Below are 22,193 nucleotides of genomic sequence, written 5' to 3'. Positions count from 1 at the left end.
GTCCGCCCATGGTAGGTGAGCGGACCAGCCGGTGCCGCCGCCAGAACGGGTGACCGGGGGCGGCCGGGGAGGGCACGCGGCGTGCGTCCGCGCGGGGCCGGAGTAGCAAGGGACCTTTGCTCCCGCCGGAACGGGAGCAAAGGTCCCTTGCTACTACTTCGCAGGTCAGCGGCCCAGATAAGTGAGCACCGCGCGGACCCGGCGATGCTCCACGGCACTCGCCTCGAGGCCGAGCTTCGCGAAGATGTTGCCGATGTGCTTCTCGACCGCGCCGTGCGAAACGACCAGCGAGTTCGCGATCGCGGTGTTCGACAGGCCCTGGGCCATCAGGCCAAGCACCTCCGACTCGCGCGCGGTCAGCGCGTCCAGCGGGTTCTTGCGGCCGCGGGCCATCAGCTGCGCGATCACGTCGGGGTCGATCGCCGTGCCTCCCGCCGCGACCCGGCGCACCGCGTCGACGAAGTCCGTCACGTCGGCGACGCGCTCCTTGAGCAGATACCCGACGCCGCCCGCGCCGCCGGACAGCAGCTCGACGGCGTAGCTCTCCTCGACGTACTGCGAGAGCACCAAGACCGGCAGTCCTGGGATTGCCTCGCGGGCGCCGATCGCGGCGCGCAGGCCCTCGTCGGTGAACGTCGGGGGCATCCGGACGTCGACGATCGCGAGATCCGGCTTGTGCTCCTTGACCGCGCCGAGCAGGTCGTCGCCGTTGTCGACTGCCGCGACGGTCTCGATCCCCTCGTCGGCGAGCAGCCGGATCACCCCCGCCCGCAGCAGTACAGCGTCTTCAGCGATCACAACCCGCATCCGGCCCCCAGCCTGAGTGAATGGCAGTGCTCCTACACAGCCATTCACTCACGGCCGGGTCACCACTCGCACGGCAGGTCCGCGCGGATCACCGTCGGGCCGCCCATCGGGCTCACGACGGTGATGACGCCGTCGATGGTCGCCGCGCGGTCCGCCAGCCCGGCCAGCCCGCCGCCGGGCTTGATCTCCGCGCCGCCGTGCCCGTTGTCCGTGATCTCGACGACGACCAGTGAGTCGGTCCGCCACACCTTGACCCTGGCCTCGGTCGCACCGGCGTGCTTCGCGATGTTCGTCAGTGTCTCGCCGACGATGAAGTACGCCGTCGTCTCCACCGCCGCGGGCGGGCGTGGTTCCACGTCCACCGTGACGTCGACGTGGATCGGCGACTTCGCCGCCTGCGCGGACAGCGCCGCGTCCAGGCCCCGGTCGCCGAGCACCGCCGGGTAAATGCCCCGCGCGAGGTCCCGCAGCTCCGAGACCGCCAGTTTGGCGTCCAGATGCGCCTCGTCGATCAGCTCACGCACGGAGTCCGGGTCGTGGTCGAACTTCGCCTTCGCCCGGCCGAGGCTCATCGCGACCGCCACCAGCCGCTGCTGCGCGCCGTCGTGCAGGTCACGCTCGATGCGGCGCCGTTCCGCCTCGGCCGCGTCCACCCCGCGCGCCCTCGACGCCTGCAGCCGCTCCGCCTTCTGTTCGAGCCGCTTCGTGCGGTTCGGGCCGAGCATCGTCAGCGCCAGCTGGCCGTGCATCCAGCCGATCCACGGGACCACCCAGATCGCCATCGGCAGCAGCACGATCGACGCCAGCGCGATCGGCAGCTCCGCGCAGGCCAGCGGGAACGTGATCAGCAGGTACAGCAGGTCCCGCCAGGTCGTCGGGTCCGTCAGCCGTCGCTGCCAGCGCTGTGTCAGCGACAACCCGGCCAGCGGCAGCCGCTCGGCAGGCGGCAGCGGGGTGCCCAGCCGCGAGCCGATCCAGCGCCGCTCGAGGTCACCGGACCAGCGGATGAAACCCGTCGTCCCCAGCAGGATCGGGAAGCCGATCCAGACCACCGCGGTCGACACCCCCACGGCGATCCCGGTCACGATCAGCACGAACTGGACGAGCCGCAGCACGAACGTCGAGATCATGTACAGGATGGCCTTGGCCGGTCGCGGCCACGGCTGATCCGGCCGCACCTGCACCTGCTGCCCGGCCGTCATCCACCCACCGCGCTCATCCGTTCGGCCTCGTCCCAGGAAGCTTCCAGCCGGCGCCGCTGGGCCGAAGTCGGGCCGAGCAACGCCGCGGCCAGCCGGGCATGTGTCCCGGCCAGCGCCTTCGTCAACGCTACCGACAAAGCCGCGAACAAGATGCCCAAAGCGGCCCACGGGAGCGCGCCGACCGTCGAATCCACGGTGAACCAGACAAAGTCATCCGACGGGAACCGGTACACCCCACCCGGCAGGAACCGGTAGTAGATCGGCAGCGCCGCCAACCCGAGACTGGTCGCCCAGAACGTCGTGACCAGCACGAACTCGACGATCCCCAGCGGGAACAGCAGGAAGAGGTACACCAGGTCACGCCACGTCGTCACGTCCTTCAGCCGCGCCTTCCAGCGCAGCCGCTGCGTACCGTCCGGCAGCGCGGCGTACGGCAGCGTGATGAACCGGTCCAGCAGCGCGTAGACCCGCGCCCGCTCCAACCGGGCCGCCCCGCGCACCGAAAGGACCAGCAGAGCCAGCAACGGCACGCCCAACCAGACGACCACCGTGCCCAGCCCCGACGCCGTCAGCGTCACCAGCCACACGAAAGCGAACACCCCCAGCGGCAGGTTCATCAGCAGATAGGCCAGCGAACCGCCGAACGACGGGTCCAGCCCCCTGCCGTCCCGCTCGACCGGTGTCGTAGTCATGGCCGGGCTCCTCTCCGTCGCGATGATCCCAGCTTCGTCCGCCCCCGCCCCGGTCGACAGGGTGCCCGCGGGCATCTCCCGGGTGGGGCTAACCCCACCCCGGCCGCGCCGGGAATCAACCGGCTTGCCCGACGCGTTATGCTGTACAGGTTGTGTCCCAACCCCCAGGGGGTGAACGGTTTCGACTCTGGACGTCGAGTCAGGAGAAGCGTGCTGGTGCAGGCGAGAGACCACCACAAGCGTCATCGCAAACCAATAAGCGCCAAGGCTAATAACCAGCGCGACTTCGCTCTTGCTGCCTAAGTAGCAGAGTGCGAGTCTGTCGGCCCGGGTTTTCCTCTGACCCGGTCGCCGGCATCAGCTAAGAGGATTACCGCCAGTCCCGGCCACGGGTCCTGGTTGGGAAGCAAACAGTGGCTGGGCTCGTCACTTCAGCTTGTTCACGTGACTGAAGGGGCCAAGTAGAGACACAGTGAACTGCGCACGGAGAAGTCCTGGTGAAACGCTAGAGGACCCGGGTTCAATTCCCGGCACCTCCACGCTTTGGGAGGCCCATGCCCACGGAGGGCGTGGGCCTTCTGTGCGTTTCGGGCGTTGCCTGGGGGCCGAGCCCCCAGACCCCCAGCCGGGAGGGCTTCGCCCCCCGGCCCCCCCACCGTGGTCGCGTTGCGTCGTTGGTGCGCTTGTGGTGCGCTTGTGGTGTGCTGGTGGGGTGTGACTGTGTGTGTGCTTCTTGTGCTTTTTTGTGTTCTTGTTGCTCTTAGTGTCGGGGTTCTGTCGTAGGGTTTGCCAGTACTGGATGGCGAACTCGGGGGGAACTGGGCGTGGCTGAGGGTGGCGTTGGGAACGATTTTTCGGGGACTGCTCAGAATGTCGCCATGTTCGGGCGGGCTGAGACTGTCAACTTCGTGAACCAGCAGTTGCTGCCGGAGCTGCCTGGTGGGTTGTCCTCCTGGTCACTTGAGGCGCCGGTGGGCGACTTTACTGATCGGCACGGTTATGTCGCCGACGTGAAGCGGGTCGCCGAGGGCGGAGGCAGTGGGCCCAAGGTCGTCGTCATCCATGGGCGCAGTGGGCTGGGGAAGTCCGCTTTGCTGCTCAAATGTGCTGCTGAGCTGCGGGAACTGTTCGACAAGAGCGTGCTGATCGACTTCCGGCCGTTGCGGCACAAGGGCGGAGTGAGCGTCAGTGACGCGCTGGCGGGGGCGCTCCCTGCTTTCGGGGTGGCCCAGCACTGGATTCCGGCGGATCTGCCGGGCAGGCAGAGTCTGTACCGGTCGACCCTCGAAGGGCAGCGGGTGCTGGTGCTGCTCGACAACGTTTCCGACGTTGCGCACATCGCCGCTTTCCTGCCCAACTCTTCGCGGGCCCTGGTGCTCGTGACCAGCGACTTCGCCATCGACGAGGTGTACGAACTCGGCTACCCGCATCTCCTGCTCAAGCGGCTGGACGACGACTACGGGGTCGAGCTCCTGGCCAAGATCTGCGCGCAGGATCGTGAGCTCGGCGAAGCGGAGCCCGTGCGCAGGCTGGTCGATCTGTGCGCCGGTTCGCCCTTCGACCTCCGGGTGATCGGCGGGCAGCTGCGGATGCGGCCCGAGTTGTCCGTCGCCGAACTGCTCGCCGACCTCGAAGCCGATTTGGCACGCATGCCGGACGGCGCCTCGAAACGGACACTTCGCATGACTGAGCGCTTCAACCCGGCCTACGACAGGCTGTCCGCGTCGCAGGCGCACCTGTACCGCGTGCTCGGGATCCTGCCGGGTCTGTGGCAGCCGCCGGGCATTCTCAGCGCGGCTCTCGACCTTCCCGAACGGGTGGTCCGGGCCGGGCTCGGCGAGCTGGTGTTCGCTAACCTCGCCGAGAAGAGCGGGGACGGCTACCTGCTGCCGGGCACGCTCCACTCCCACGCGAGGTGGGCCGCGAACTCCGGCGAGGATCCGGACGAGATCCCCCGTATCTTGGAACGCGCTGTCCGGGCGTGGCTGGCGGACGCTGTCGAAGCGGATCGGGCCGCGGGTCGTAATCGCTGGCGGGTGGAGAAGCTGCCTGCCGAGGCCGCGCCGCCCAACCTGACCAAACAGGCGGCGCTCGCGTGGTTCGCCAGTCAGCACGACAACCTGCTCGCCGTGCTGCGGCTGGCCGCGGAACAGCACCTGTACGGCGTGGTGTGGCGGCTGTTCGAGGCGATGTGGCCGTTCTACAGCAGCAGCGTCCTGTATGAGGCCTGGCAGGAGGCCGGTGAGCTCGCGGTCGTCGCGGCGGCGAAGTGCGAAGACAGCCGGGCCGAGGCCCGCGTTCGGTGCCTGCTGTCGCGGGCCTTCGTGGATCGGCGCCGGTTCGCCGAAGCCGACGCGCACCTGCTGGCCGCACGTGAGCTCGCCGCCGGTGATCGGCTCCTGTTCGCTTCGGTGCTCGACTTCGCCGGTCAGTCCCTGTTCAAGCAGGGTGGCGAGCAGGTCGTGGCCGCGCTGGCCGCTTTCCGCGAAGCGGTGGCGATCAACGAGGAGTTCGAGGACGAGCGTGGCATCGCGCTGCAGTCCCAGTTCGTCGGCCGGTGTCTTGGGGCACTGGGAGACGTCGAGGGCGCGCTCGCGGCGTTCGACCGGGCGGACGGGCTGATCGTGAGGTTCGAGGACCTCCGGACGCAGTCGCGGATCGCGCTCAGCCGGGGGAAGGTGCTCTACATCGTCGGCGGCCGCGACGCCGAAGCCGTTGCCGCCCTGCACGACGCCATCGACTTCGCCGACAGGATGAGCCAGCACGGCACGACGGGGTTGACGGCCCTGGTCGACGAGCCGCTCAAGCTCCTGATCGAGATCGCCCGTCGCCAGGGCGACGCCGGTGCCGAACGGACGTATCTGCAGCGCAGGCACCAGCTGCACACCGCCACCGGATCGCCGGAGGCGGACGAGCTCCGGTCACGGCTGGCGGCGCTGCCCGAGTAACCCCGTCCTAGCCGTCGGCGACGAGGTGCGCTGTTGCCGTGGCCGCTCCCGCGCTGATCCTCAACGTGGCTGAACGGCTGAGCTCGCGGCAGGTGACCAGGCAGGTGTACAACGCCGACACGGCGAGCTCGGCGGCGAAATCGTTGGCCTTGTCAGACAGTTCCCAGGTGACGACCCGGTCGTGACGCGGCCAGGTCGTCACGAGCCTGTCCCCGGTGATGGTGGCGAGCAGCTGGCATTCTGAGTAGGCGGCCAGGGTGTTCTTGGCCCAGGCGTGGTGCGGCTCGTCGCCGGTGTCCCTGAAGATGATCGCCGCGCTTTGTCGCAGCCTCTCGTCGTCTTCGTCGTCCGCCACGATCAGGTGACGGTTTTTGTTCGGGCGCCCCAACTCCGCGAGCACGGCGGGGAACCGGCGCAGGGTGACTCCGGCCCGGTCGTGTCGCACCTCGACGGTGAAGGACCGTGGGCGGCGAACAGGCGGGATCTCGCGAGGGAACGGGTGGTGACGCGGCGGCAGGACGGGTGAGAGGCCGAGGAGTTCGTAGAACAGCTTCTGCAGCACGTCGAGCGACTGGCCGGGCAAGGCGAAGACCCGGTCCGCCAGCGCCTGGTGCGAGGCCTTGTCGTAGGTGGCGATCGCGTCGTCGACCTGGTCCGCCAGCGAAGGCTCCGGAACCAGCCACGGCGTCACCCGGCCGAGGTCCGCCATCGGGGTGCCGGGCGGGACCTCCTCGGCACCGAACGCGGCTAGCAGGAGCGGAATCCGCAGGCCTGTCGCGTAGGCCGAGAGCGAGCCGTGGTCACCGACGAGGCAGTCGGCAGCGAGCAGGCCCAGCTGCCAGGCGCCTGCCGGTGGGAGCACGATCAGCCCGGCTTCCTCGGCCCGCCTCAGCCAGCGGTGGAGCTCCCAGCGGCTGTGCCGGGTCCACACATTGGGATGCAGCACCGCGGCCAAGCGGAACTCGTCGGCTGGGAGTTCGGCCGCGAGTCGTGCGGGCAGGTCCGGCCAGCTGCCCAAGGTCGACCTCGCACCCCAGGTCGACGTCACGGTGACGAGCTTCTGGTGGGCTGAGACGCCCAGCGTTCGCCGGTGTGCGGCTCGACTGCGGCGGGCGGCCTTCAGCCTGTCCAGGCACGGGTCTCCGGCCACGATCGCGCGTTCATCCAGGTGAGGCGCGACTTCGTGGAGCTGGGCTCGCTGGTTCTCGTGCGACAGAATGATCCCGGCCAGCTTGGTCGCCCCGTCCGGCCGCAGAGCGTCTCTCGCCAGTCCGGACAACTCGCCGGGCTTTCCGGCGGGCTGGGCGTACTTCTGGTACCCGGCTCCGTGGGGCAGCAGGACCAGCGGGCCGTTCAGTTCGTGCAGGTCCCCGTGGTCGCTCGCGGAGAGCACCAGGTCGAACTCGCGCTCGACCGCCTCCGCCCAGGAAATCGGCCGTGCACCGAGGCTCCGAAGCTGGAGCCCGACCCCGTCGCTGAATTCCGAACCCTCGTCAACGGTGAAGAAGATTTCGATCCGGAGGTCGTCGGAAAACACCGGCAATACGTCGAGCAACCTGTTCAGCGAGGTCAGGGTACGCACGACCGCCAATACCTTGCGTCGCACCACGATCGTGTCCCGTGGGCCGCTCATCGGCGGGCCCGGTCACGTAATTTGTAATTTGTAATTTGTAATTTGTAATTTGTAATTTGTAATTTGTGGCGATTATTATAGCATATAATTGCCGGAAAGAATGGTCCTCGGCGCCGTGCCGTCGTGGCTGCCATCGTGAGGTTTCCATTTCTGCCCGTCGTCTGTCCGGCCGGTCGTTCGCACTGGTCACGGTAGTCGATCAGCCCGCCCGGCCGCCCAAAAGGGAGCGCGAGGTGTCGGCCACATCTCCTAGGGTGACCGGATGGCGTCAACGGCTGAAGAGCTCGAGCGGATCGCCGGGGAGACCGGGTTCTCCGGGGCGGTGCGGGTCGAGCGGGGCGGCGTGGTCGAGTTCGAGGGCGCGTTCGGGCTCGCACACCGGGGGTACGGGGTTCCCAACACCGTCGGCACGCGGTTCGCGGTGGCCAGCGGGACCAAGGGGTTGACCGCGGTCGCCGTGCTGGCGCTGGTGCAGGACGGGGTGCTCGAGCTCGGGACGACCGCGCGGTCGGTGCTGGGCGGGGATCTGCCGCTGATCGACGACGCGGTGACCGTCGAGCAGCTGCTGGGGCACCGGTCCGGCATCGGGGACTACTACGGCGAGGACGACAATCACGTCATCACCGACTACGTGCTGCCCGTGCCGGTGCACGAACTGGCCGAAACCGAGCAGTTCCTGGCCGTGCTCGGCGGGCTTCCCCAGGAATCCGCTCCCGGTGAACGGTTCGTCTACAACAACGGTGGCTACGTCGTGCTAGCGCTGATCGCCGAGCGGGCCGGTGGGGTGGACTTCCACGACCTCGTCCGGACGCGGGTGTGCGAGCCCGCGGGGATGGCCGACACCGAATTCCTGCGGTCGGACGAGCTCCCGGGGCGGGCCGCGCTCGGATACCTCCCGCTCGACGGCGGCGCGCGGAGCAACGTGTTCCACCTGCCCGTCCGAGGGACCGGTGACGGCGGGATCTACTCGACCGTCGCGGACTTCGGCGCGTTCTGGGCCGCGCTGTTCGGCGGCAAGATCCTCTCGCCGGACTCGGTGGCGGAGCTGGTCCGTGCGCGGAGCGACGACCCGGATTCGGGCCGCGGCTACGGGCTCGGGTTTTGGCTGCACCGCGACGGGCGGGTCGTGCAGCTGGAGGGTTACGACCCCGGCGTCTCGTTTCGGAGTACCCACGACACGGACAGCGGGCTGACCTGCACCGTCGTCTCCAACACCACCGACGGTACTTGGCCGGTCACGCGACGGCTGGAGGCTGAGCTGTTCGGCGTCAAGCCCGCGTGACGCGCGCGTCGAGATCCGAACAGTAGGTGCCCGGCAACTCACGCGGCCACAGCAGAGGCTTGCGGCCGCGAGTGCGCGCCGCAGCAGCGAGTTTCGACGTCCTTCGCAGTGGGACGGAGTTGATGTTGGGATGGATCACTCCGCACCGCGTGAACGTAGCTCCTGGCGGTGGTCTGATCGTGGTCGACGTCTTACCGACTGTAGTCGATTGTCCACCGTTTTAGTCTCTTTTCGCCCGCGCCGGGGACAGTCGGAGGAGGAGATGTCATGCTAAGTGTCCAACCATGGCCCTCGACCGGACCGATCACGTGTCGTCCGAGGGCCGGAAGAAGGTGCCAGATGACCTGGGCAAGGCATTCGAGCCGACCTAATCCCGCTGAAGACCAGAGCTGGTTGGCTGGAGTTCGGGCAGAAGAAGAGGTACGGCTCACCGCGCAGAACGGCCGGGCGGCACGCATCGTCGCAGGTCACTCCTCCGACGCGCTCGACTGCGCGGAGCTGCTCGCGATGCTGGGTCTTGAAGCTGAAGAAGGCAGGCGCGCTCAGCTCGCCTGACCACCGATCCTGGTGGTCAGTTCGGTCGCGGTCAGCCGGACCTGTTCAGCCAGTTCAGGCCAGGTCTCTGCGCAGCCGCCCGGTTCCGGGCAGTGGTGACGCAGAGTAACGCTGATCGCGGCCAGTGGACGGCCGCCATGGTCGAACACCGGGCACGCGACGGAAGCGAAGCCGGTCGTGACATGGCCGTCCTCGACAGCCCAGCCGAGCCGTCCCTCCGCGCTCAACGTCCGTCGTAGCTCAGCCAGGCCGCGTGGACCACGTTCCGTCCGCAGGACGAACGCCGACGCGGCGGGGAACAGGGCTCGCACGTGTGCCGCGGGCAGGTGCCGCAGGATGGCCCGCCCAGACGCGGTGAGCTGCCCCGGCAGGCGCACGCCCACCTCGGTGACCAGCGTTTCCGGCCGAGCCGGACGTTCCTTCACCAGGTAGAGCGACTCGTTGCCGTGCAGCACACCCAGGTGGGCGGTGTGCCCGACGAGGTCGACGAGCTTGCGCAGCAGCGGCCCGGCCAGGCGTTCCAGCGGATCGTGCCGCAGGTAGGCCGAACCGAGCTCGAACGCGGCGATGCCGAGGCCGTACCGGCGCTCGGCGGCCAGGTGTGCGACGAAACCGGCGGCTTCCAGCTCCGTGAGCAGGTGATACGTCGTCGAGCGCGGCAGCGCCAGCTCCCGCGCGATGGCCGCCGCGGACACCGGCCCGGCCCGCCCGCCGAGCACGCGCAGCACGGCGAGACCGTTGCGCAACGCCGGCACGTCGCTGCTCCCACCCATCCCGGCACCCCCCTTGACCTGCGCTTTTACCCGCTGCGGGAGCAAAGGTCCTTTGCTCCCACTTCCCGAAACGGGAGCAAAGGACCTTTGCTCCCGCGTGGCGGAGTCGGGGTGGCTTGTCTTGGATACCAGACAGAACCCGCCTTCGGGTGATTTTGCACCGCGGCGCCGCGCTGTCCAATGGGGGCATGCCGGAAACTGTGTTGCTGGGCTCGGAGCCGTTGCGCGCCGAGCAGGTCGTCGCCGTCGCCCGTGGCCACGCGCCCGTGGCGCTCACCGAAGCGGCCGAGAAGAACCTCGCCGCTACGCGTCAGCACATCGAGGACCTCGCCCATGCCGCTACGCCCACCTACGGCGTCTCGACCGGGTTCGGGGCGCTCGCCACGCGGCACATCCCGCCGGAGAAGCGCACTGAGCTGCAGCGGTCGCTGATCCGCTCGCACGCCGCCGGTGCCGGGCCCGCCGTCGAGCCCGAGGTTGTTCGCGCGCTCATGCTGCTGCGCCTGCGCACGCTGGCCAGCGGGTACACCGGGGTCCGGCCGGGGACCGCGAACGCGCTCGCCGCGATGCTCAACGCGGGCATCACGCCGGTCGTGCATGAGTACGGCTCGCTTGGCTGCTCCGGCGACCTCGCGCCTCTAGCCGCTGTCGCGCTCGCGCTCATGGGAGAGGGCGAAGTCGACTTCAACGGCCAGCGCGTCCCTGCCGCCGAAGCGCTGAAGCAGTCTGGCCTCGAACCTGTCGTGCTGGCCGAGAAGGAGGGCCTCGCGCTTACGAACGGTACCGACGGCATGCTCGGCATGCTTCTGCTGGCCGCTGCCGACTTCGCGAGGCTGCTCGACGTCGCCGACATCACCGCGGCCATGAGTGTTGAGGCGCTGCTTGGCACCGACCGCGCGTTCGCCGCCGATCTGCAGACGCTGCGCCCGCATCCCGGCCAGGCCAGGAGCGCGGCGCGGATGTTCGCGGCGCTCGCCGGGTCCAAGATCGTCGAGAGCCACCGCGGTCCGGACTGCAACCGTGTCCAGGACGCCTACTCGCTGCGCTGCTCGCCGCAGGTGCACGGCGGCGCGCGGGACTCGCTGACGCACGCCGAGCTCGTCGGCGGTCGTGAGCTGGCGTCCGCTGTGGACAATCCCGTCGTGCTCGCCGACGGCCGGGTCGAGTCGAACGGCAACTTCCACGGCGCGCCCGTCGCGTACGTGCTCGACTTCCTGGCCATCCCGCTCGCGGACGTCGCCAGCATCGCCGAGCGCCGCACCGACCGGATGCTCGACAAGACACGTTCGCACGGCCTGCCGCCGTTCCTCGCCTACGACCCCGGTGTCGACTCCGGGCACATGATCGCGCAGTACACGCAGGCCGCCGTGGTCAGCGAGCTCAAGCGGCTCGCGGTGCCCGCGTCCGTCGACTCGATCCCGAGCAGTGCCATGCAGGAGGACCACGTCTCGATGGGCTGGTCGGCCGCTCGCAAGCTGCGCAAGGCCGTCGACGGGCTCACCACCGTGCTCGCCATCGAGCTGCTGACCGCCGCTCGCGCGCTCGACTTCCGCGCGCCGCTGGAGCCGTCCCCGGTCACCGCGCGCGTGCGGGATCTGTTGCGCACCAAGGTCGAGGGCCCCGGCCCCGACCGTCACCTTGCGCCGGAGATCGCCGCCGCCGAAGCACTCGTCGCGTCCGGCGCCGTACTGGCCGCCGCCAAGTTGGAGGTCTGATGTCCCGCACGATCCGTGCCGCCCGCGGCACCACACTCACCGCCAAGAACTGGCAGACCGAAGCCGCGCTGCGGATGTTCCACAACAACCTCGACCCCGAGGTCGCCGAACGGCCCGAGGACCTGGTCGTCTACGGCGGCACCGGCAAGGCCGCGCGCAACTGGGCCAGCTTCGACGCGATCACCCGGGAGTTGACCGCGCTCGAGGCCGACGAGACGCTGCTCGTCCAGTCCGGCAAGCCGGTCGGTGTGTTCCGCACGCACGAGTGGGCGCCTCGCGTGCTGCTCGCGAACTCCAACCTCGTCGGCGACTGGGCGAACTGGCCCGAATTCCGGCGCCTGGAGCAGCTCGGCCTGACCATGTACGGCCAGATGACCGCCGGTTCGTGGATCTACATCGGCACCCAGGGCATTCTGCAGGGGACGTACGAAACCTTCGCGGCTGTGGCGAAGAAGCGTTTCGGTGGCACGCTCAAGGGCACCCTGACCGTGACCGCCGGGCTCGGCGGCATGGGTGGCGCGCAGCCCCTCGCGGTCACCATGAACGACGGCGTCGCGCTGGTCATCGAGTGCGACCCGGCACGCGCGCACCGCCGCGTCGAGGGCCGGTACCTGGACGAGGTCGCCGACGACTTGGACGACGCCATCCGCCGCGTCACCGCCGCGAAGCGCGAGAAGCGCGCGCTGTCCGTCGGCGTTGTCGGCAACGCCGCCGAGGTGCTGCCGGAACTGCTGCGCCGCGACGTCGAGGTCGACATCGTCACCGACCAGACGTCCGCGCACGACCCGCTTTCCTACCTGCCCAAGGGTGTCAGTATCGAGGACTGGCAGGACTATGCCGCCAAGAAGCCCGACGAGTTCACCGACCGGGCCCGCGAGTCGATGGCCGACCATGTCGAGGCGATGCTCGGCTTCATGGACAAGGGCGCCGAGGTCTTCGACTACGGCAATTCCTTGCGCGGCGAGGCGAAGACCGGCGGTTGCGAGCGCGCGTTCGACTTCCCCGGCTTCGTGCCCGCGTACATCCGCCCGCTGTTCTGCGAGGGCAACGGCCCGTTCCGCTGGGCGGCGCTGTCCGGTGACCCCGAGGACATCGCGGCCACCGACCGCGCGATGCTGGAACTGTTCCCGGAGAACGAATCTCTCGCCCGCTGGATCAAGCTCGCCGGGGAACGTGTTGCCTTCCAAGGGCTTCCGTCGCGGATCTGCTGGCTCGGCTACGGCGAGCGGCACGTCGCGGGGCTGCGGTTCAACGAGATGGTCGCCAGCGGCGAGCTCAAGGCGCCGGTCGTCATCGGCCGCGACCACCTCGACTCCGGCAGCGTCGCGTCGCCGTATCGCGAGACCGAGGGCATGGCCGACGGTTCCGACGCGATCGCCGACTGGCCGCTGCTGAACGCGCTGGTCAACACCTCGTCCGGGGCGAGCTGGGTGTCGATCCACCACGGCGGCGGGGTCGGCATGGGCCGGTCCATCCACGCCGGGCAGGTGTCGGTCGCCGACGGGACGCTGCTGGCCGCGCAGAAGCTCGAGCGCGTCCTCACGAACGACCCGGGCATGGGCGTTATCCGCCACGTCGACGCCGGGTACGACAGCGCCGCCGCTGTCGCCGATGAGCGCGGTGTGCGCATCCCCATGCGGGACCAGGCGTGACCGCAACGGGACTGCTGGACGAGATCGACGGCGTCGGGCGGGATCGGGGCCGCGGCGGGTACTCGCGGCACGCGTTCGACGCCGCCGAGGGCGAGCTGCGGACGTGGTTCGCCGAGCGCGCGCAGCGGCTCGGGCTGGCCGTCGAGACCGACCGGAACGCCAACATCTGGGCCTGGTGGGGCACCCCCGGCCCGGACGCGGTCGTCACCGGCAGTCATCTCGACTCCGTGCCCGGCGGCGGCGCGTTCGACGGCCCGCTGGGTGTGGTCAGCGCGCTCGACGCCGTGGAAATCATGCAGTGCAAGGGTTTCCGTCCGGTCAAGCCGTTCGCGGTGGTCGTGTTCGCCGAGGAGGAGGGCGGCCGTTTCGGCGTCCCGTGCCTCGGTTCCCGGCTGCTCACCGGCGCGATCGACGCCGACCGCGCGCGCTCGCTCAAGGACCCCGACGGTGTCACGCTGGCGGAAGCGGCTGCTAAGGCCGGGCACGACCCGGAGCGGTTCGGTGCTGATCCTGAGTCCCTCGCGCGGATCGGGCAGTTCATCGAGCTGCACGTCGAGCAGGGGCGTGGGCTCATCGACCTCGGTTCGCCGGTCGCCGTCGGCAGCACCATCATCGCGCACGGGCGCTGGCGGTTCGCGTTCTCCGGTCAGGGAAATCACGCCGGGGCGACGCTCATCGGCGACCGCCACGACCCGATGCTCCCGGCCGCCGAGGTCGTCGCGGCGGCCCGGCGGCTCGCGCGTGCGACCGGTGACGGCCGCGCCACGATCGGTCGGCTCGTCCCCAACCCCGGTGGCACGAACGCCATCGCGTCCACTGTGGAACTCTGGCTGGACGCGCGGATCCCCGGCGACGACCGGACCCGGACCCTGGTCGCTGAGCTGAGCGGGCTCGCCAAGGAGGCGGCGGACGCCGAAGGGTGCCTTGTCGAGATCGCCGAAGAGTCCTATTCGGACACTGTCACCTTCGATCCCGCGCTGCGGGACCGGCTCAGCGGCTGGCTCGGCGGTGTCCCCGAGCTGCCAACTGGTGCCGGGCACGACGCGGGGATCCTCGCCGCGCACGTCCCGACCGGCATGCTCTACGTGCGTAACCCCACCGGCATCAGTCACGCGCCCGAGGAGTTCGCCGAGGACGAGGACGTCGACCTCGGCGCGAAGGGGCTCGCGAAGGTGCTGGAGCACCTGTCGACATGACGACATACTGGTGTGAACACGCCTGGCTGCCGGACGGTGTCGCGGACGCCGTCCGGATCGAGGTCGCCGACGGCCGGTTCACGTCGGTGACCGCGGGGGCGTCCAGGGCCGGGACTGTCCTCAAGGGACTGGCGCTGCCCGGGTTCGCCAACGGTCACTCGCACGCCTTCCATCGCGCGCTGCGCGGCCGGACGCACCATGGGCGCGGCACCTTCTGGACCTGGCGCGAGCGGATGTACTCGCTCGCGTCGCGGCTCGATCCGGATTCGTACTACCGGCTCGCGCGCGGGGTCTACGCCGAGATGGTGCTGGCCGGGTACACCAGCGTCGGCGAGTTCCACTACCTGCACCACGCGCCCGGCGGAAAGCCTTATGCGGAGCCGAATTCCATGGGTGACGCACTCCGCCGGGCCGCCGCGGACGCGGGCATCCGGCTGACCCTGCTCGACACCTGCTACCTCGCGGGCGGCGTCGGCGTGCCGCCGGACGAGGTGCAGCGACGGTTCTCGGACGGCACGGCCGAGCGCTGGGCGCAGCGCGTCGCGGACCTGCGTGAGGGTGACACCTTCCGGGTCGGCGGTGCGATCCACTCCGTCCGCGCCGTGCCCGCCGATCAGCTCGCCGCCGTCGGCACGGGGGTTCCGGCGCCTCGCCCGCTGCACGTCCACCTTTCCGAGCAGCGGGCGGAAAACGAGCAGTGCCTGGCCGCGTACGGCCGTACGCCCGCCGGACTGCTGGACGAGCACGGGGTGCTCGACGACCGGCTGACGGCCGTGCACGCCACGCATCTGACCGACGACGACGTCAAGCGGCTGGGTGACGCCCGCAGCCGGGCGTGCTTCTGCCCGACCACCGAACGTGACCTCGGCGACGGCATCGGGCCCGCGCGGACCCTGCTCGACGCGGGCGTCCGGCTGTGCCTGGGCAGCGACAGCAACGCCGTCATCGACGCCTTCGAAGAGACGCGCGCACTGGAACTCAATGAGCGGCTCGCCAGCGAGCAGCGCGGCCGGTTCTCGGTGGACGAGCTCCTGGGGGCCGCGACCGAACACGCCGCGATCGGCTGGGACGAGGTCGGCGAGCTGGCGCCCGGTGCCGGGGCGGATCTCGTGACGGTGGACCTCGGTTCGCCGCGGACAGCGGGGATCGAGCCGTCCGGGATCGCCTACGCCGCTTCGGGCGCGGACGTCCGTGACGTGGTGATCGCGGGTCGCGAGATCGTCCGGGATCGGGTACACCTGGGTATTGAGAATCCCGAAACGTTGCTGGGTAAGGAGATCGAGGCGTTGTGGCAACTCTAGTCACCGGAATCGGCGAGCTCACCACGAACGACGCCGAGCTCGGCAAACGGCACGACGCGGCGTTGGTCATCGACGGTGACCGCATCGCGTGGGTCGGGGCCATGGCCGACGCGCCGGACGCCGACGAGCGCGTCGACGTCGAGGGCCGGGCCGTGCTGCCCGGCTGGGTGGACAGTCACACGCACCTCGTCTTCGCCGGGGACAGGACCGCCGAGTTCGAGGCGCGGATGGCCGGAAAGCCTTACACTGCGGGCGGAATCGCGGTCACGGTGAATGCCACCAGGGCCGCGACCGACGCCGAGCTCGCCGCGAACCTGCGCCGCCACGTCGACGAGGCGGCCGCCCAGGGCACGACCTGCCTGGAGACCAAGACCGGCTACGGGCTCAATGTCGCCGACGAGGCGCGCTCGGCGCGGATCGCCGCCGAAGTCGCCGACGAGGTGACCTTCCTCGGCGCGCACCTGGTGCCGTCCGGTGCCGACGCGGAGTCCTATGTGGACCTCGTGTGCGGCGAGATGCTCGACGCCGTGGTGGATCGCGTCCGCTGGGCCGACGTCTTCTGTGAGACCGGCGCGTTCGACGAAGCGCAGTCCTCACGCGTGCTCAAGGCCGCGCGGGAACGCGGGCTCGGCCTGCGGGTGCACGGAAACCAGCTCGGCGAGGGGCCTGGGGTCCGGCTCGCGGTCGAGCTCGGCGCCGCCAGCGTCGACCACTGCACCTACCTGTCCGATGCCGATGTCGAGGCACTGGCGGGCTCGGACACCGTCGCGACCTTGCTGCCCGCGTGCGACCTTTCGACGCGCCAGCCGCTGGCCCCCGCGAGGCGCCTGCTCGACGCGGGCGCGGCCGTCGCGCTGGCCAGCAATGCCAACCCCGGCAGCTCGTACACGACGTCGATGGCGTTCTGCGTCGCGACGGCGGTGCTGCAGATGCGGATGACGATCGACGAAGCTGTCCTGGCCGCGACGGTGGGTGGCGCGCGGGCGCTGCGGCGCGACGACGTCGGCGTTCTGCGGGTCGGCGCTCGGGCGGATCTGCAGGTGCTCGAAGCGCCGTCCGTCACGCATTTGGCTTATCGGCCAGGGGTTCCTCTCACCCGAATGGTGTGGCGCAAAGGGATAAGGGTGCGCTAACTTGGAGAGACAAGGACGCGCGAAGACACTCTGTGAATGCACGGAGTCCGGTATGGGTTAGTCCGGGCGATCGGGCTTACCTGTGCGTCCCTTCTCCGCCGTGATCGGTAAGAGGGGACATGGGGTTATGTCTGATTTATCAGTACTTGTCGTGGGCGCCGGACTGGGCGGCCTCTGCTTGGCCCAGGGGCTCCGCCGCGCCGGAATCCCTTGTGCGGTCTACGAACGCGACGCGTCACCGGCCTCACGCCTGCAGGGCTATCGGCTTCACATCGACGTCCATGGCGATAACGCGTTGCGGGCCGCGCTACCGCCGGAGTTGCACGCGCTGTTCCGCGACACCTCGTTCGTCGCCCGGCCGGAATCGCCGGTCTACGACACGCAGCTCACCCAGGTCACGTCGTTCGCGATGCCAGGCCCGGTGCACCTGAACATCAATCGCTACACGCTGCGCCAGATCCTGTTGCACGGCATCGAAGACGACGTCCATTTCGGCAAGCAGTTCGTCCGGTACGAAACCGGGCGGGACGGGGTGACCGCGTATTTCGCCGATGGGACCACCGCGACCGGTACGATCCTGGTCGGCGCGGACGGGGTGGGCTCCCCGATCCGGGCGCAGTACCTTCCGCGGATGCGCGTCGTCGACACCGGCCTCCGGACGTTCTACGGCAAGATCCCGCTCACCCCGGCCAGCCGGGAACTGTTCGACGACGAGATGTTCGCGGTGTTCAGCATCATCACCGACCTGAACGGCACCATGCTCGGCGTCGCGCCGGTGGAGTACCCGCGCCCGGTCGCGGAAGCCGTGGCGCAGTGGGCCCCCGGGCTGCGGATCCGGGACCACGACCACTACATGACCTGTTCCTTCAGTGTCAGGAAGGAAACCCTCACGCAGTCCGACGACGAACTGCGCGAACTCTCCGGGCGGGAACTCGGCGAGATCATGCTCGACCGGCTCAGGGGCTGGCACCCGCGCGTCCGCGCGATGGTCGAGAGCTGCGACCTCGACTCCCTGTTCACGCTGCTCCTGCGCACCAGCGTGCCGATCGAACCTTGGCGGAGCACCGAAGTCACCCTGCTCGGCGACGCCGCCCACGCGATGAGCCCGGCCGCCGGGATGGGCGCCAACACCGCGTTGCGGGACGCCGGTGTCCTCGCCGAGGCGCTGACGACCCACTCACCCCTCGACGCCATCGAACGGTACGAAAAGGACATGACGGACTACGGTTTCGCGGCGGTACGGCAATCCGCGGCGAACGGGCTGCGCTTCGTCGGCCAAGACCCACTGCCGCTCTAGCCGGACCTGACGTGCTCTGAAGGCCACCATGAGGGACTCTAACGCCCTCAAGGTGGCCTTCAGGGACCCGCGAACGCGGAAGCGGGAGCAAGGGACCTTTGCTGCCGTTTTCGGGAGCCGTGCCCGCTGGGGGCGTGAGCCAGTGCCCTGAAGGCCACCTTCACGGCGTTAGACGCCGTCATGGTGGCCTTCAGGGACCTTCGAAACGGGAGCGCGGGAGCAAGGGACCTTTGCTGCCGTTTTTGCGGGGAGCCGGGGGAGCCGGGGGATCGGGGGAGCAGGGCGAGCCGCGTCGGGCCGGTTCATACAGAGTTCAACAAGCTGACACTCGTGTGGGATCGGGTGTCGCCCGATCGGTGGGTAGCGTCCAAGGAGACCCGAGCCGCCCGTGACGGGAGACGCGCCGATGGACTTTTCGCTGATCGTCCTGGTGGTGATCGTCGCGGCGCTGGCCTTTGACTTCACCAACGGGTTCCACGACACCGCGAACGCGATGGCGACCTCGATCGCCACCGGCGCGCTGAAACCGAAGGTGGCGGTCTCCATCTCCGCCGTGCTCAACCTGGTCGGCGCCTTCCTCTCGATCGAGGTCGCGAAGACCATCTCCGGCGGCATCGTGGACGACACGAAGGTCACCCCGGTGATCATCTTCGCCGGGTTGGTCGGTGCGATCATGTGGAACCTGGTGACCTGGCTCGTCGGCCTGCCGTCGAGCTCCTCGCACGCGCTGTTCGGCGGCCTGATCGGCGCCACCTGGATCGGCTCCGGCGCCGACGCGGTGCATTTCGCGAAGGTCGTCGAGAAGGTGCTGATCCCGGCGCTGGCGTCCCCGCTGGTCGCCGGGGTCGTCGCCATCGCCGGCACGTTCCTGGTCTACCGGATCACCGAGAAGTCGAGGGCGGACGTCGTCGGCAAGTCGTTCAAGACCGGCCAGGTGCTCACCGCGTCGCTGGTTTCGCTGGCACACGGCACGAACGACGCGCAGAAGACCATGGGCGTCATCACGCTGACGCTGATCGCCTCCGGCTCGCTCGCCCCCGGATCGAGCCCGCCGATCTGGGTGATCCTCAGCGCGGGCACCGCGATCGCGCTCGGCACCTACCTCGGTGGCTGGCGGATCATCCAGACGATGGGCAAGAAGCTCACCGAAATCCAGACGCCGCAAGGCTTCGCGGCCGAGACCAGCGCCGCGGCGGTCATCCTCGCCTCCTCCCACCTCGGGTTCGCGCTGTCGACCACGCACGTGTGCTCGGGCGGGATCATCGGTTCCGGCATCGGCCGCAAGCTCGCCGAGGTCCGCTGGGGCGTCGCCGGGAAGATGGTCGTGGCCTGGGCGCTGACGCTGCCCGCGGCGGCGGTGGTCGGCGCGCTCGCGGCGGCGATCTCCACCCGCGGCAGCTGGGGCACCGCGCTGGTCGGCGCCGTGGGCGTGGCCGTGGCGCTGGGCATCTACCTGGTGTCCAAGCGCAATCCGGTCAACGCGAAGTCCGTCACCGAGCAGGAACCGGAACCGGCCACGCCGGTGACGGTCTAGGAGGTTCGCGATGACCATCGACTGGGCGGCACTGGGCACCGTTTTCGCCATCGCGCTGGGTTCCGTGGTGGTGCTCACGAGCCTCTTCGCGTTCGGCGTGCGCGGGCTGTCCGAGCGCGAGGTGGCCCGCGAGTCGGGCGGTGCGGGCACGGCCGCGTTCACCGGCGCGATCATCTGTTTCGCGATCTGCGCGGTGATCGTGGCGTACGGGATCTACTTGATCATCGCCTGAGCCTGCGCGCGCAGGCTTTCGGGCAGCGTGTCCAGGAACGGCAGCAGCACCTGCCGCCGCGCCGGGCTCAGGTGGGTCAGCATGTCCAGCGCCGGCGGGGCGAGCTCGGGGTCGGTGACCGTCACCCGCAGCAGCCCGATGAACCGCTTCTCGGGCAGCAGCCCGACGACGTGATCGATCCGGCTCTTGTCGTCCAGCACGAACGCCACACGCAGCAACGCGGCGTCGTCGATGACCCGCAGGGCCTCCCGGACCGTCGGGTCCGGCAGGTGCCCGACGAACCGGCCGAGGGTGATCCAGTCCTCGCGGCGGACCAGTTCGGCGGCGACCTCGACGACTGTCCCCAGCGGGATCCCGCTGATGATCGCGCTCGCGCGGCGCGGGTCCAGCTCGGCTGCGACCTCGGCCAGGAACCGCGGCGAAAGGCGTTTCGCGACGTCGACCCCGCGCGAGGCGTCCACCAGCCCGGCGATCCGCGCGCACAGCAACGGCCCGAAGACCTTCTCGGCGATCTTCGCCAGCACCGGGGCGGGGACCAGCCTGCTGGCCAGCGCCATCCGCTGCAGCACGTAGAGGTTCGCGTCGAACAGCGTGTCGGTGATCGACTCGCGCAGGGCCCGCAGCTCCGCCGGGTCGACGCGGGCGAGGTAGGCGAGCCGCTCGGGTTCGGTGCCCAGCACCCTGGCCAGCTTGAGGATCTCGCCCTGCGCGGCCAGGTTCGGGCCGGTCACAGGCCCACCGCCTTGCGGACCGCGCCCCGCAGCAGCGCCGGGACGTACTTGAGGCCCTCTTCGCCCGCTTTCCCGAGTGCCTCGGCCTGCCGCCGCCGGGCGTCGCGCAGGGCGTCCGCGAGGTCTTGTTTCTCGTGCTCTTCCAGTGCCTCGATGCCGTCCGGGACGGGACCACCGAGCTGCTCGGCAAGGGTGCGCTCAGCCATGGTCGAACCGTACCCGCGCGGACGATAGCGTGGCCGCATGAACATCGAAACCTCCACGATCCGCATCGGCGAACTCGGCGCGTACCTGGCCCGGCCCGAAGGCGGGTCCGAAGCCGGGATGCTGCTGCTGCCGATGATCACCGGCATCGGCGAGCGGGTCCGCCACTTCGCCGACGAGATCGCCCGCACCGGCGTCACCGCGCTGGCCTGGGACACCTGGCACGGCGACAGCACCGACGACACCTCGCGCGACGAGCTCGCCACCCGGCTCGGCACGCTCGACGACGACGTCTGCCTCGCCGAACAGCACGCGCTCGCGGATCACCTGTTCGGCGAGCTGGGCTGCACGAAGGCCGGGGTGATCGGCTGGTGTCTCGGCGGCCGGTTCGCGCTGCTGCTCGCGGCGCGCGACCCGCGGCTGGCCGGGGTCGTCGCCTACCACCCGACCATCCTCGAGACCCCGCCGCCGCACCACCGGCTCGACGCCGTCGAGTCGGCCGCGTCGATCACCGCGCCGGTGCTGGTCCTGTACCCGGAGGCGGACACGCTGGTGACGCGCCCGGTGTTCGACCGGCTCCAGGCGTCGCTGCAGTCGAGGGCGGCCGGCGCGAGCCTGCTGCACATCTACCCCGCCGCCCAGCACGGTTTCAGCGATTCGATCCAGCACGGCAACCCGGTCAACAAGGCTGCGTACGAGCTTTCCTGGCCGCAGGCGCTGGCCTTCGTCAAGACCACGACCGCATGACTTTCGTTCATGGCGTGCCCGCGGAGGGACTTGTAGCGTTCGGCCGGTGAGGGGCAACGGGGTGCTGCGCCGCCGGTGGCGGGGGATTCTCGCGGTCTGCTGGTGGGGCGGGCTGTGCGGGCTGACCGCCATCGACGCGGGCAGCGGCGCGGACTGGGCGCAGCTCGCCGTCGGGCTGCTGCTCGTCACGGTGGCTGTGGTGGCCGCCCGGCGGGTTCCCGCCCTCTCGCTGGCCGTGGGGCTGGCCAGCGGGTTCGTGGTCGTGTTCGACTTCGGCGGCCATTACCCGGTGTGGCAGATCTTCCTGATGGTCTCGGCGTCGTATTTCGCCGGTCGCCGCAGGGCGCGCTGGCAGCCCACGCTGGGGGTGTTCGCCGCGGTTTCACTGGCGGGAATCCCGTTCGCCCTGTTCGTGCCGGGGACCACCGGGTTCGGCGGCTGGGGCGCGGCGATGGGCTTGCTGGTCTTCGCCGGGATCTTCCCCTGGCAGCTCGGCCGCTACGTCCGGACGCGCGAGCAGATGGCGCTCACCGGCTGGCAGCGCGCCGAGGAGATGGAG

Annotated in this window: 19 protein-coding genes, 1 other RNA gene and 1 pseudogene; 14 read left to right on the top strand and 7 right to left on the bottom strand. The window is 69.7% G+C overall.

What is annotated here, in order from left to right:
• Positions 1-165: 165 nt before the first annotated feature.
• The 3 genes from QMK34_RS27170 to QMK34_RS27160 are packed head-to-tail and all read right to left on the bottom strand — an operon-like array spanning position 166 to position 2,701.
• Complete coding sequence (locus tag QMK34_RS27170; protein ID WP_326417281.1) at positions 166-807, bottom strand: response regulator transcription factor; 642 nt, start codon at positions 805-807, stop codon at positions 166-168.
• Positions 808-866: 59 nt separating this feature from the next.
• Entirely contained in the window at positions 867-2,009 is a 1,143-nt protein-coding gene (locus QMK34_RS27165; RefSeq protein ID WP_326417279.1) for a sensor histidine kinase, read from the bottom strand.
• Positions 2,006-2,701, bottom strand: coding sequence for a sensor domain-containing protein (locus QMK34_RS27160; RefSeq protein ID WP_326417277.1), 696 nt, complete (start codon positions 2,699-2,701; stop codon positions 2,006-2,008). Before QMK34_RS27160 ends, QMK34_RS27165 begins: the two co-directional genes overlap by 4 nt.
• 167 nt (positions 2,702-2,868) lie before the next feature.
• Here QMK34_RS27160 and ssrA point away from each other — a divergent pair.
• Positions 2,869-3,243: a transfer-messenger RNA gene (gene ssrA, locus QMK34_RS27155) on the top strand.
• 366 nt (positions 3,244-3,609) lie between these two features.
• The gene (locus tag QMK34_RS27150; RefSeq protein WP_326417275.1) at positions 3,610-5,649 is read left to right on the top strand and encodes an NB-ARC domain-containing protein; all 2,040 of its coding nucleotides are present in this window, start codon (positions 3,610-3,612) and stop codon (positions 5,647-5,649) included.
• Positions 5,650-5,656: 7 nt separating this feature from the next.
• Here QMK34_RS27150 and QMK34_RS27145 read toward each other — a convergent pair whose 3' ends face one another.
• Positions 5,657-7,231: a hypothetical protein gene (locus QMK34_RS27145; protein WP_326417274.1), complete on the bottom strand. Its 1,575-nt coding sequence runs from the start codon at positions 7,229-7,231 to the stop codon at positions 5,657-5,659.
• A gap of 313 nt (positions 7,232-7,544) precedes the next feature.
• Here QMK34_RS27145 and QMK34_RS27140 point away from each other — a divergent pair, with 313 nt between their 5' ends.
• Both QMK34_RS27140 and QMK34_RS27135 read left to right on the top strand, forming a co-directional pair.
• The gene (locus QMK34_RS27140; RefSeq protein WP_326417273.1) at positions 7,545-8,564 is read left to right on the top strand and encodes a serine hydrolase domain-containing protein; all 1,020 of its coding nucleotides are present in this window, start codon (positions 7,545-7,547) and stop codon (positions 8,562-8,564) included.
• A 339-nt stretch (positions 8,565-8,903) separates the two neighbouring features.
• Positions 8,904-9,119 (top strand): hypothetical protein, encoded by a 216-nt coding sequence (locus QMK34_RS27135; protein ID WP_326417272.1) that lies wholly within the window; start codon positions 8,904-8,906, stop codon positions 9,117-9,119.
• Here QMK34_RS27135 and QMK34_RS27130 read toward each other — a convergent pair.
• Positions 9,107-9,892, bottom strand: coding sequence for an IclR family transcriptional regulator (locus tag QMK34_RS27130; RefSeq protein ID WP_326417271.1), 786 nt, complete (start codon positions 9,890-9,892; stop codon positions 9,107-9,109). The genes QMK34_RS27135 and QMK34_RS27130 overlap by 13 nt on opposite strands.
• Positions 9,893-10,080: 188 nt before the next feature.
• Here QMK34_RS27130 and hutH point away from each other — a divergent pair, with 188 nt between their 5' ends.
• From hutH to QMK34_RS27090, 8 genes are all read left to right on the top strand, one after another.
• A complete protein-coding gene (gene hutH / locus QMK34_RS27125) occupies positions 10,081-11,607 on the top strand; it encodes a histidine ammonia-lyase (protein WP_326417270.1) in 1,527 nt (508 codons plus the stop codon).
• Positions 11,607-13,259: a urocanate hydratase gene (hutU, locus tag QMK34_RS27120; RefSeq protein ID WP_326417269.1), complete on the top strand. Its 1,653-nt coding sequence runs from the start codon at positions 11,607-11,609 to the stop codon at positions 13,257-13,259. The genes hutH and hutU overlap by 1 nt, the downstream gene beginning before the upstream one ends.
• Positions 13,256-14,455, top strand: coding sequence for an allantoate amidohydrolase (locus QMK34_RS27115; protein ID WP_326417267.1), 1,200 nt, complete (start codon positions 13,256-13,258; stop codon positions 14,453-14,455). The genes hutU and QMK34_RS27115 overlap by 4 nt, the downstream gene beginning before the upstream one ends.
• On the top strand, positions 14,452-15,756 hold the full coding sequence (locus tag QMK34_RS27110; RefSeq protein WP_326417266.1) for a formimidoylglutamate deiminase: 1,305 nt from the start codon (positions 14,452-14,454) through the stop codon (positions 15,754-15,756). The genes QMK34_RS27115 and QMK34_RS27110 overlap by 4 nt, the downstream gene beginning before the upstream one ends.
• Positions 15,744-16,889, top strand: a complete 1,146-nt coding sequence (gene hutI, locus QMK34_RS27105; protein ID WP_326417265.1) for an imidazolonepropionase — start codon at positions 15,744-15,746, stop codon at positions 16,887-16,889. The genes QMK34_RS27110 and hutI overlap by 13 nt, the downstream gene beginning before the upstream one ends.
• Before the next feature lie 127 nt (positions 16,890-17,016).
• On the top strand, positions 17,017-18,186 hold the full coding sequence (locus QMK34_RS27100) for an FAD-dependent oxidoreductase (RefSeq protein ID WP_326417264.1): 1,170 nt from the start codon (positions 17,017-17,019) through the stop codon (positions 18,184-18,186).
• 406 nt (positions 18,187-18,592) lie between these two features.
• Positions 18,593-19,720: an inorganic phosphate transporter gene (locus QMK34_RS27095; RefSeq protein ID WP_326417325.1), complete on the top strand. Its 1,128-nt coding sequence runs from the start codon at positions 18,593-18,595 to the stop codon at positions 19,718-19,720.
• 10 nt (positions 19,721-19,730) lie between these two features.
• A complete protein-coding gene (locus QMK34_RS27090) occupies positions 19,731-19,952 on the top strand; it encodes a hypothetical protein (protein ID WP_326417263.1) in 222 nt (73 codons plus the stop codon).
• Here the strand turns inward: QMK34_RS27090 and QMK34_RS27085 are convergent.
• Positions 19,934-20,683, bottom strand: coding sequence for a hypothetical protein (locus QMK34_RS27085; RefSeq protein WP_326417262.1), 750 nt, complete (start codon positions 20,681-20,683; stop codon positions 19,934-19,936). The two genes, QMK34_RS27090 and QMK34_RS27085, sit on opposite strands and share 19 nt — an antisense overlap.
• Complete coding sequence (locus QMK34_RS27080; RefSeq protein ID WP_326417261.1) at positions 20,680-20,889, bottom strand: hypothetical protein; 210 nt, start codon at positions 20,887-20,889, stop codon at positions 20,680-20,682. The genes QMK34_RS27085 and QMK34_RS27080 overlap by 4 nt, the downstream gene beginning before the upstream one ends.
• A 37-nt stretch (positions 20,890-20,926) precedes the next feature.
• Here QMK34_RS27080 and QMK34_RS27075 point away from each other — a divergent pair, with 37 nt between their 5' ends.
• Positions 20,927-21,634, top strand: a complete 708-nt coding sequence (locus tag QMK34_RS27075) for a dienelactone hydrolase family protein (RefSeq protein WP_326417260.1) — start codon at positions 20,927-20,929, stop codon at positions 21,632-21,634.
• Positions 21,635-21,680: 46 nt separating this feature from the next.
• Positions 21,681-22,193 (top strand): annotated as a pseudogene (locus QMK34_RS27070) (sensor histidine kinase); the annotation flags it as partial.

Origin of the sequence: Amycolatopsis sp. H20-H5 (genome assembly GCF_035828755.1) — a bacterium.
In the GTDB taxonomy this organism is placed as follows: domain Bacteria; phylum Actinomycetota; class Actinomycetes; order Mycobacteriales; family Pseudonocardiaceae; genus Amycolatopsis.
This window is presented reverse-complemented; position numbering and strand designations above follow the sequence as displayed.

Coding starts and splice junctions, on each gene's coding strand:
- QMK34_RS27160 (WP_326417277.1), bottom strand. CDS start 2,701: ATGACTACGACACCGGTCGAGCGGGACGGCAGGGGGCTGGACCCGTCG.
- hutU (WP_326417269.1), top strand. CDS start 11,607: ATGTCCCGCACGATCCGTGCCGCCCGCGGCACCACACTCACCGCCAAG.
- QMK34_RS27095 (WP_326417325.1), top strand. CDS start 18,593: ATGGACTTTTCGCTGATCGTCCTGGTGGTGATCGTCGCGGCGCTGGCC.
- QMK34_RS27110 (WP_326417266.1), top strand. CDS start 14,452: ATGACGACATACTGGTGTGAACACGCCTGGCTGCCGGACGGTGTCGCG.
- QMK34_RS27080 (WP_326417261.1), bottom strand. CDS start 20,889: ATGGCTGAGCGCACCCTTGCCGAGCAGCTCGGTGGTCCCGTCCCGGAC.
- QMK34_RS27140 (WP_326417273.1), top strand. CDS start 7,545: ATGGCGTCAACGGCTGAAGAGCTCGAGCGGATCGCCGGGGAGACCGGG.
- QMK34_RS27100 (WP_326417264.1), top strand. CDS start 17,017: ATGTCTGATTTATCAGTACTTGTCGTGGGCGCCGGACTGGGCGGCCTC.
- QMK34_RS27165 (WP_326417279.1), bottom strand. CDS start 2,009: ATGACGGCCGGGCAGCAGGTGCAGGTGCGGCCGGATCAGCCGTGGCCG.
- QMK34_RS27075 (WP_326417260.1), top strand. CDS start 20,927: ATGAACATCGAAACCTCCACGATCCGCATCGGCGAACTCGGCGCGTAC.
- QMK34_RS27135 (WP_326417272.1), top strand. CDS start 8,904: ATGACCTGGGCAAGGCATTCGAGCCGACCTAATCCCGCTGAAGACCAG.
- QMK34_RS27090 (WP_326417263.1), top strand. CDS start 19,731: ATGACCATCGACTGGGCGGCACTGGGCACCGTTTTCGCCATCGCGCTG.
- QMK34_RS27170 (WP_326417281.1), bottom strand. CDS start 807: ATGCGGGTTGTGATCGCTGAAGACGCTGTACTGCTGCGGGCGGGGGTG.
- hutH (WP_326417270.1), top strand. CDS start 10,081: ATGCCGGAAACTGTGTTGCTGGGCTCGGAGCCGTTGCGCGCCGAGCAG.
- QMK34_RS27130 (WP_326417271.1), bottom strand. CDS start 9,892: ATGGGTGGGAGCAGCGACGTGCCGGCGTTGCGCAACGGTCTCGCCGTG.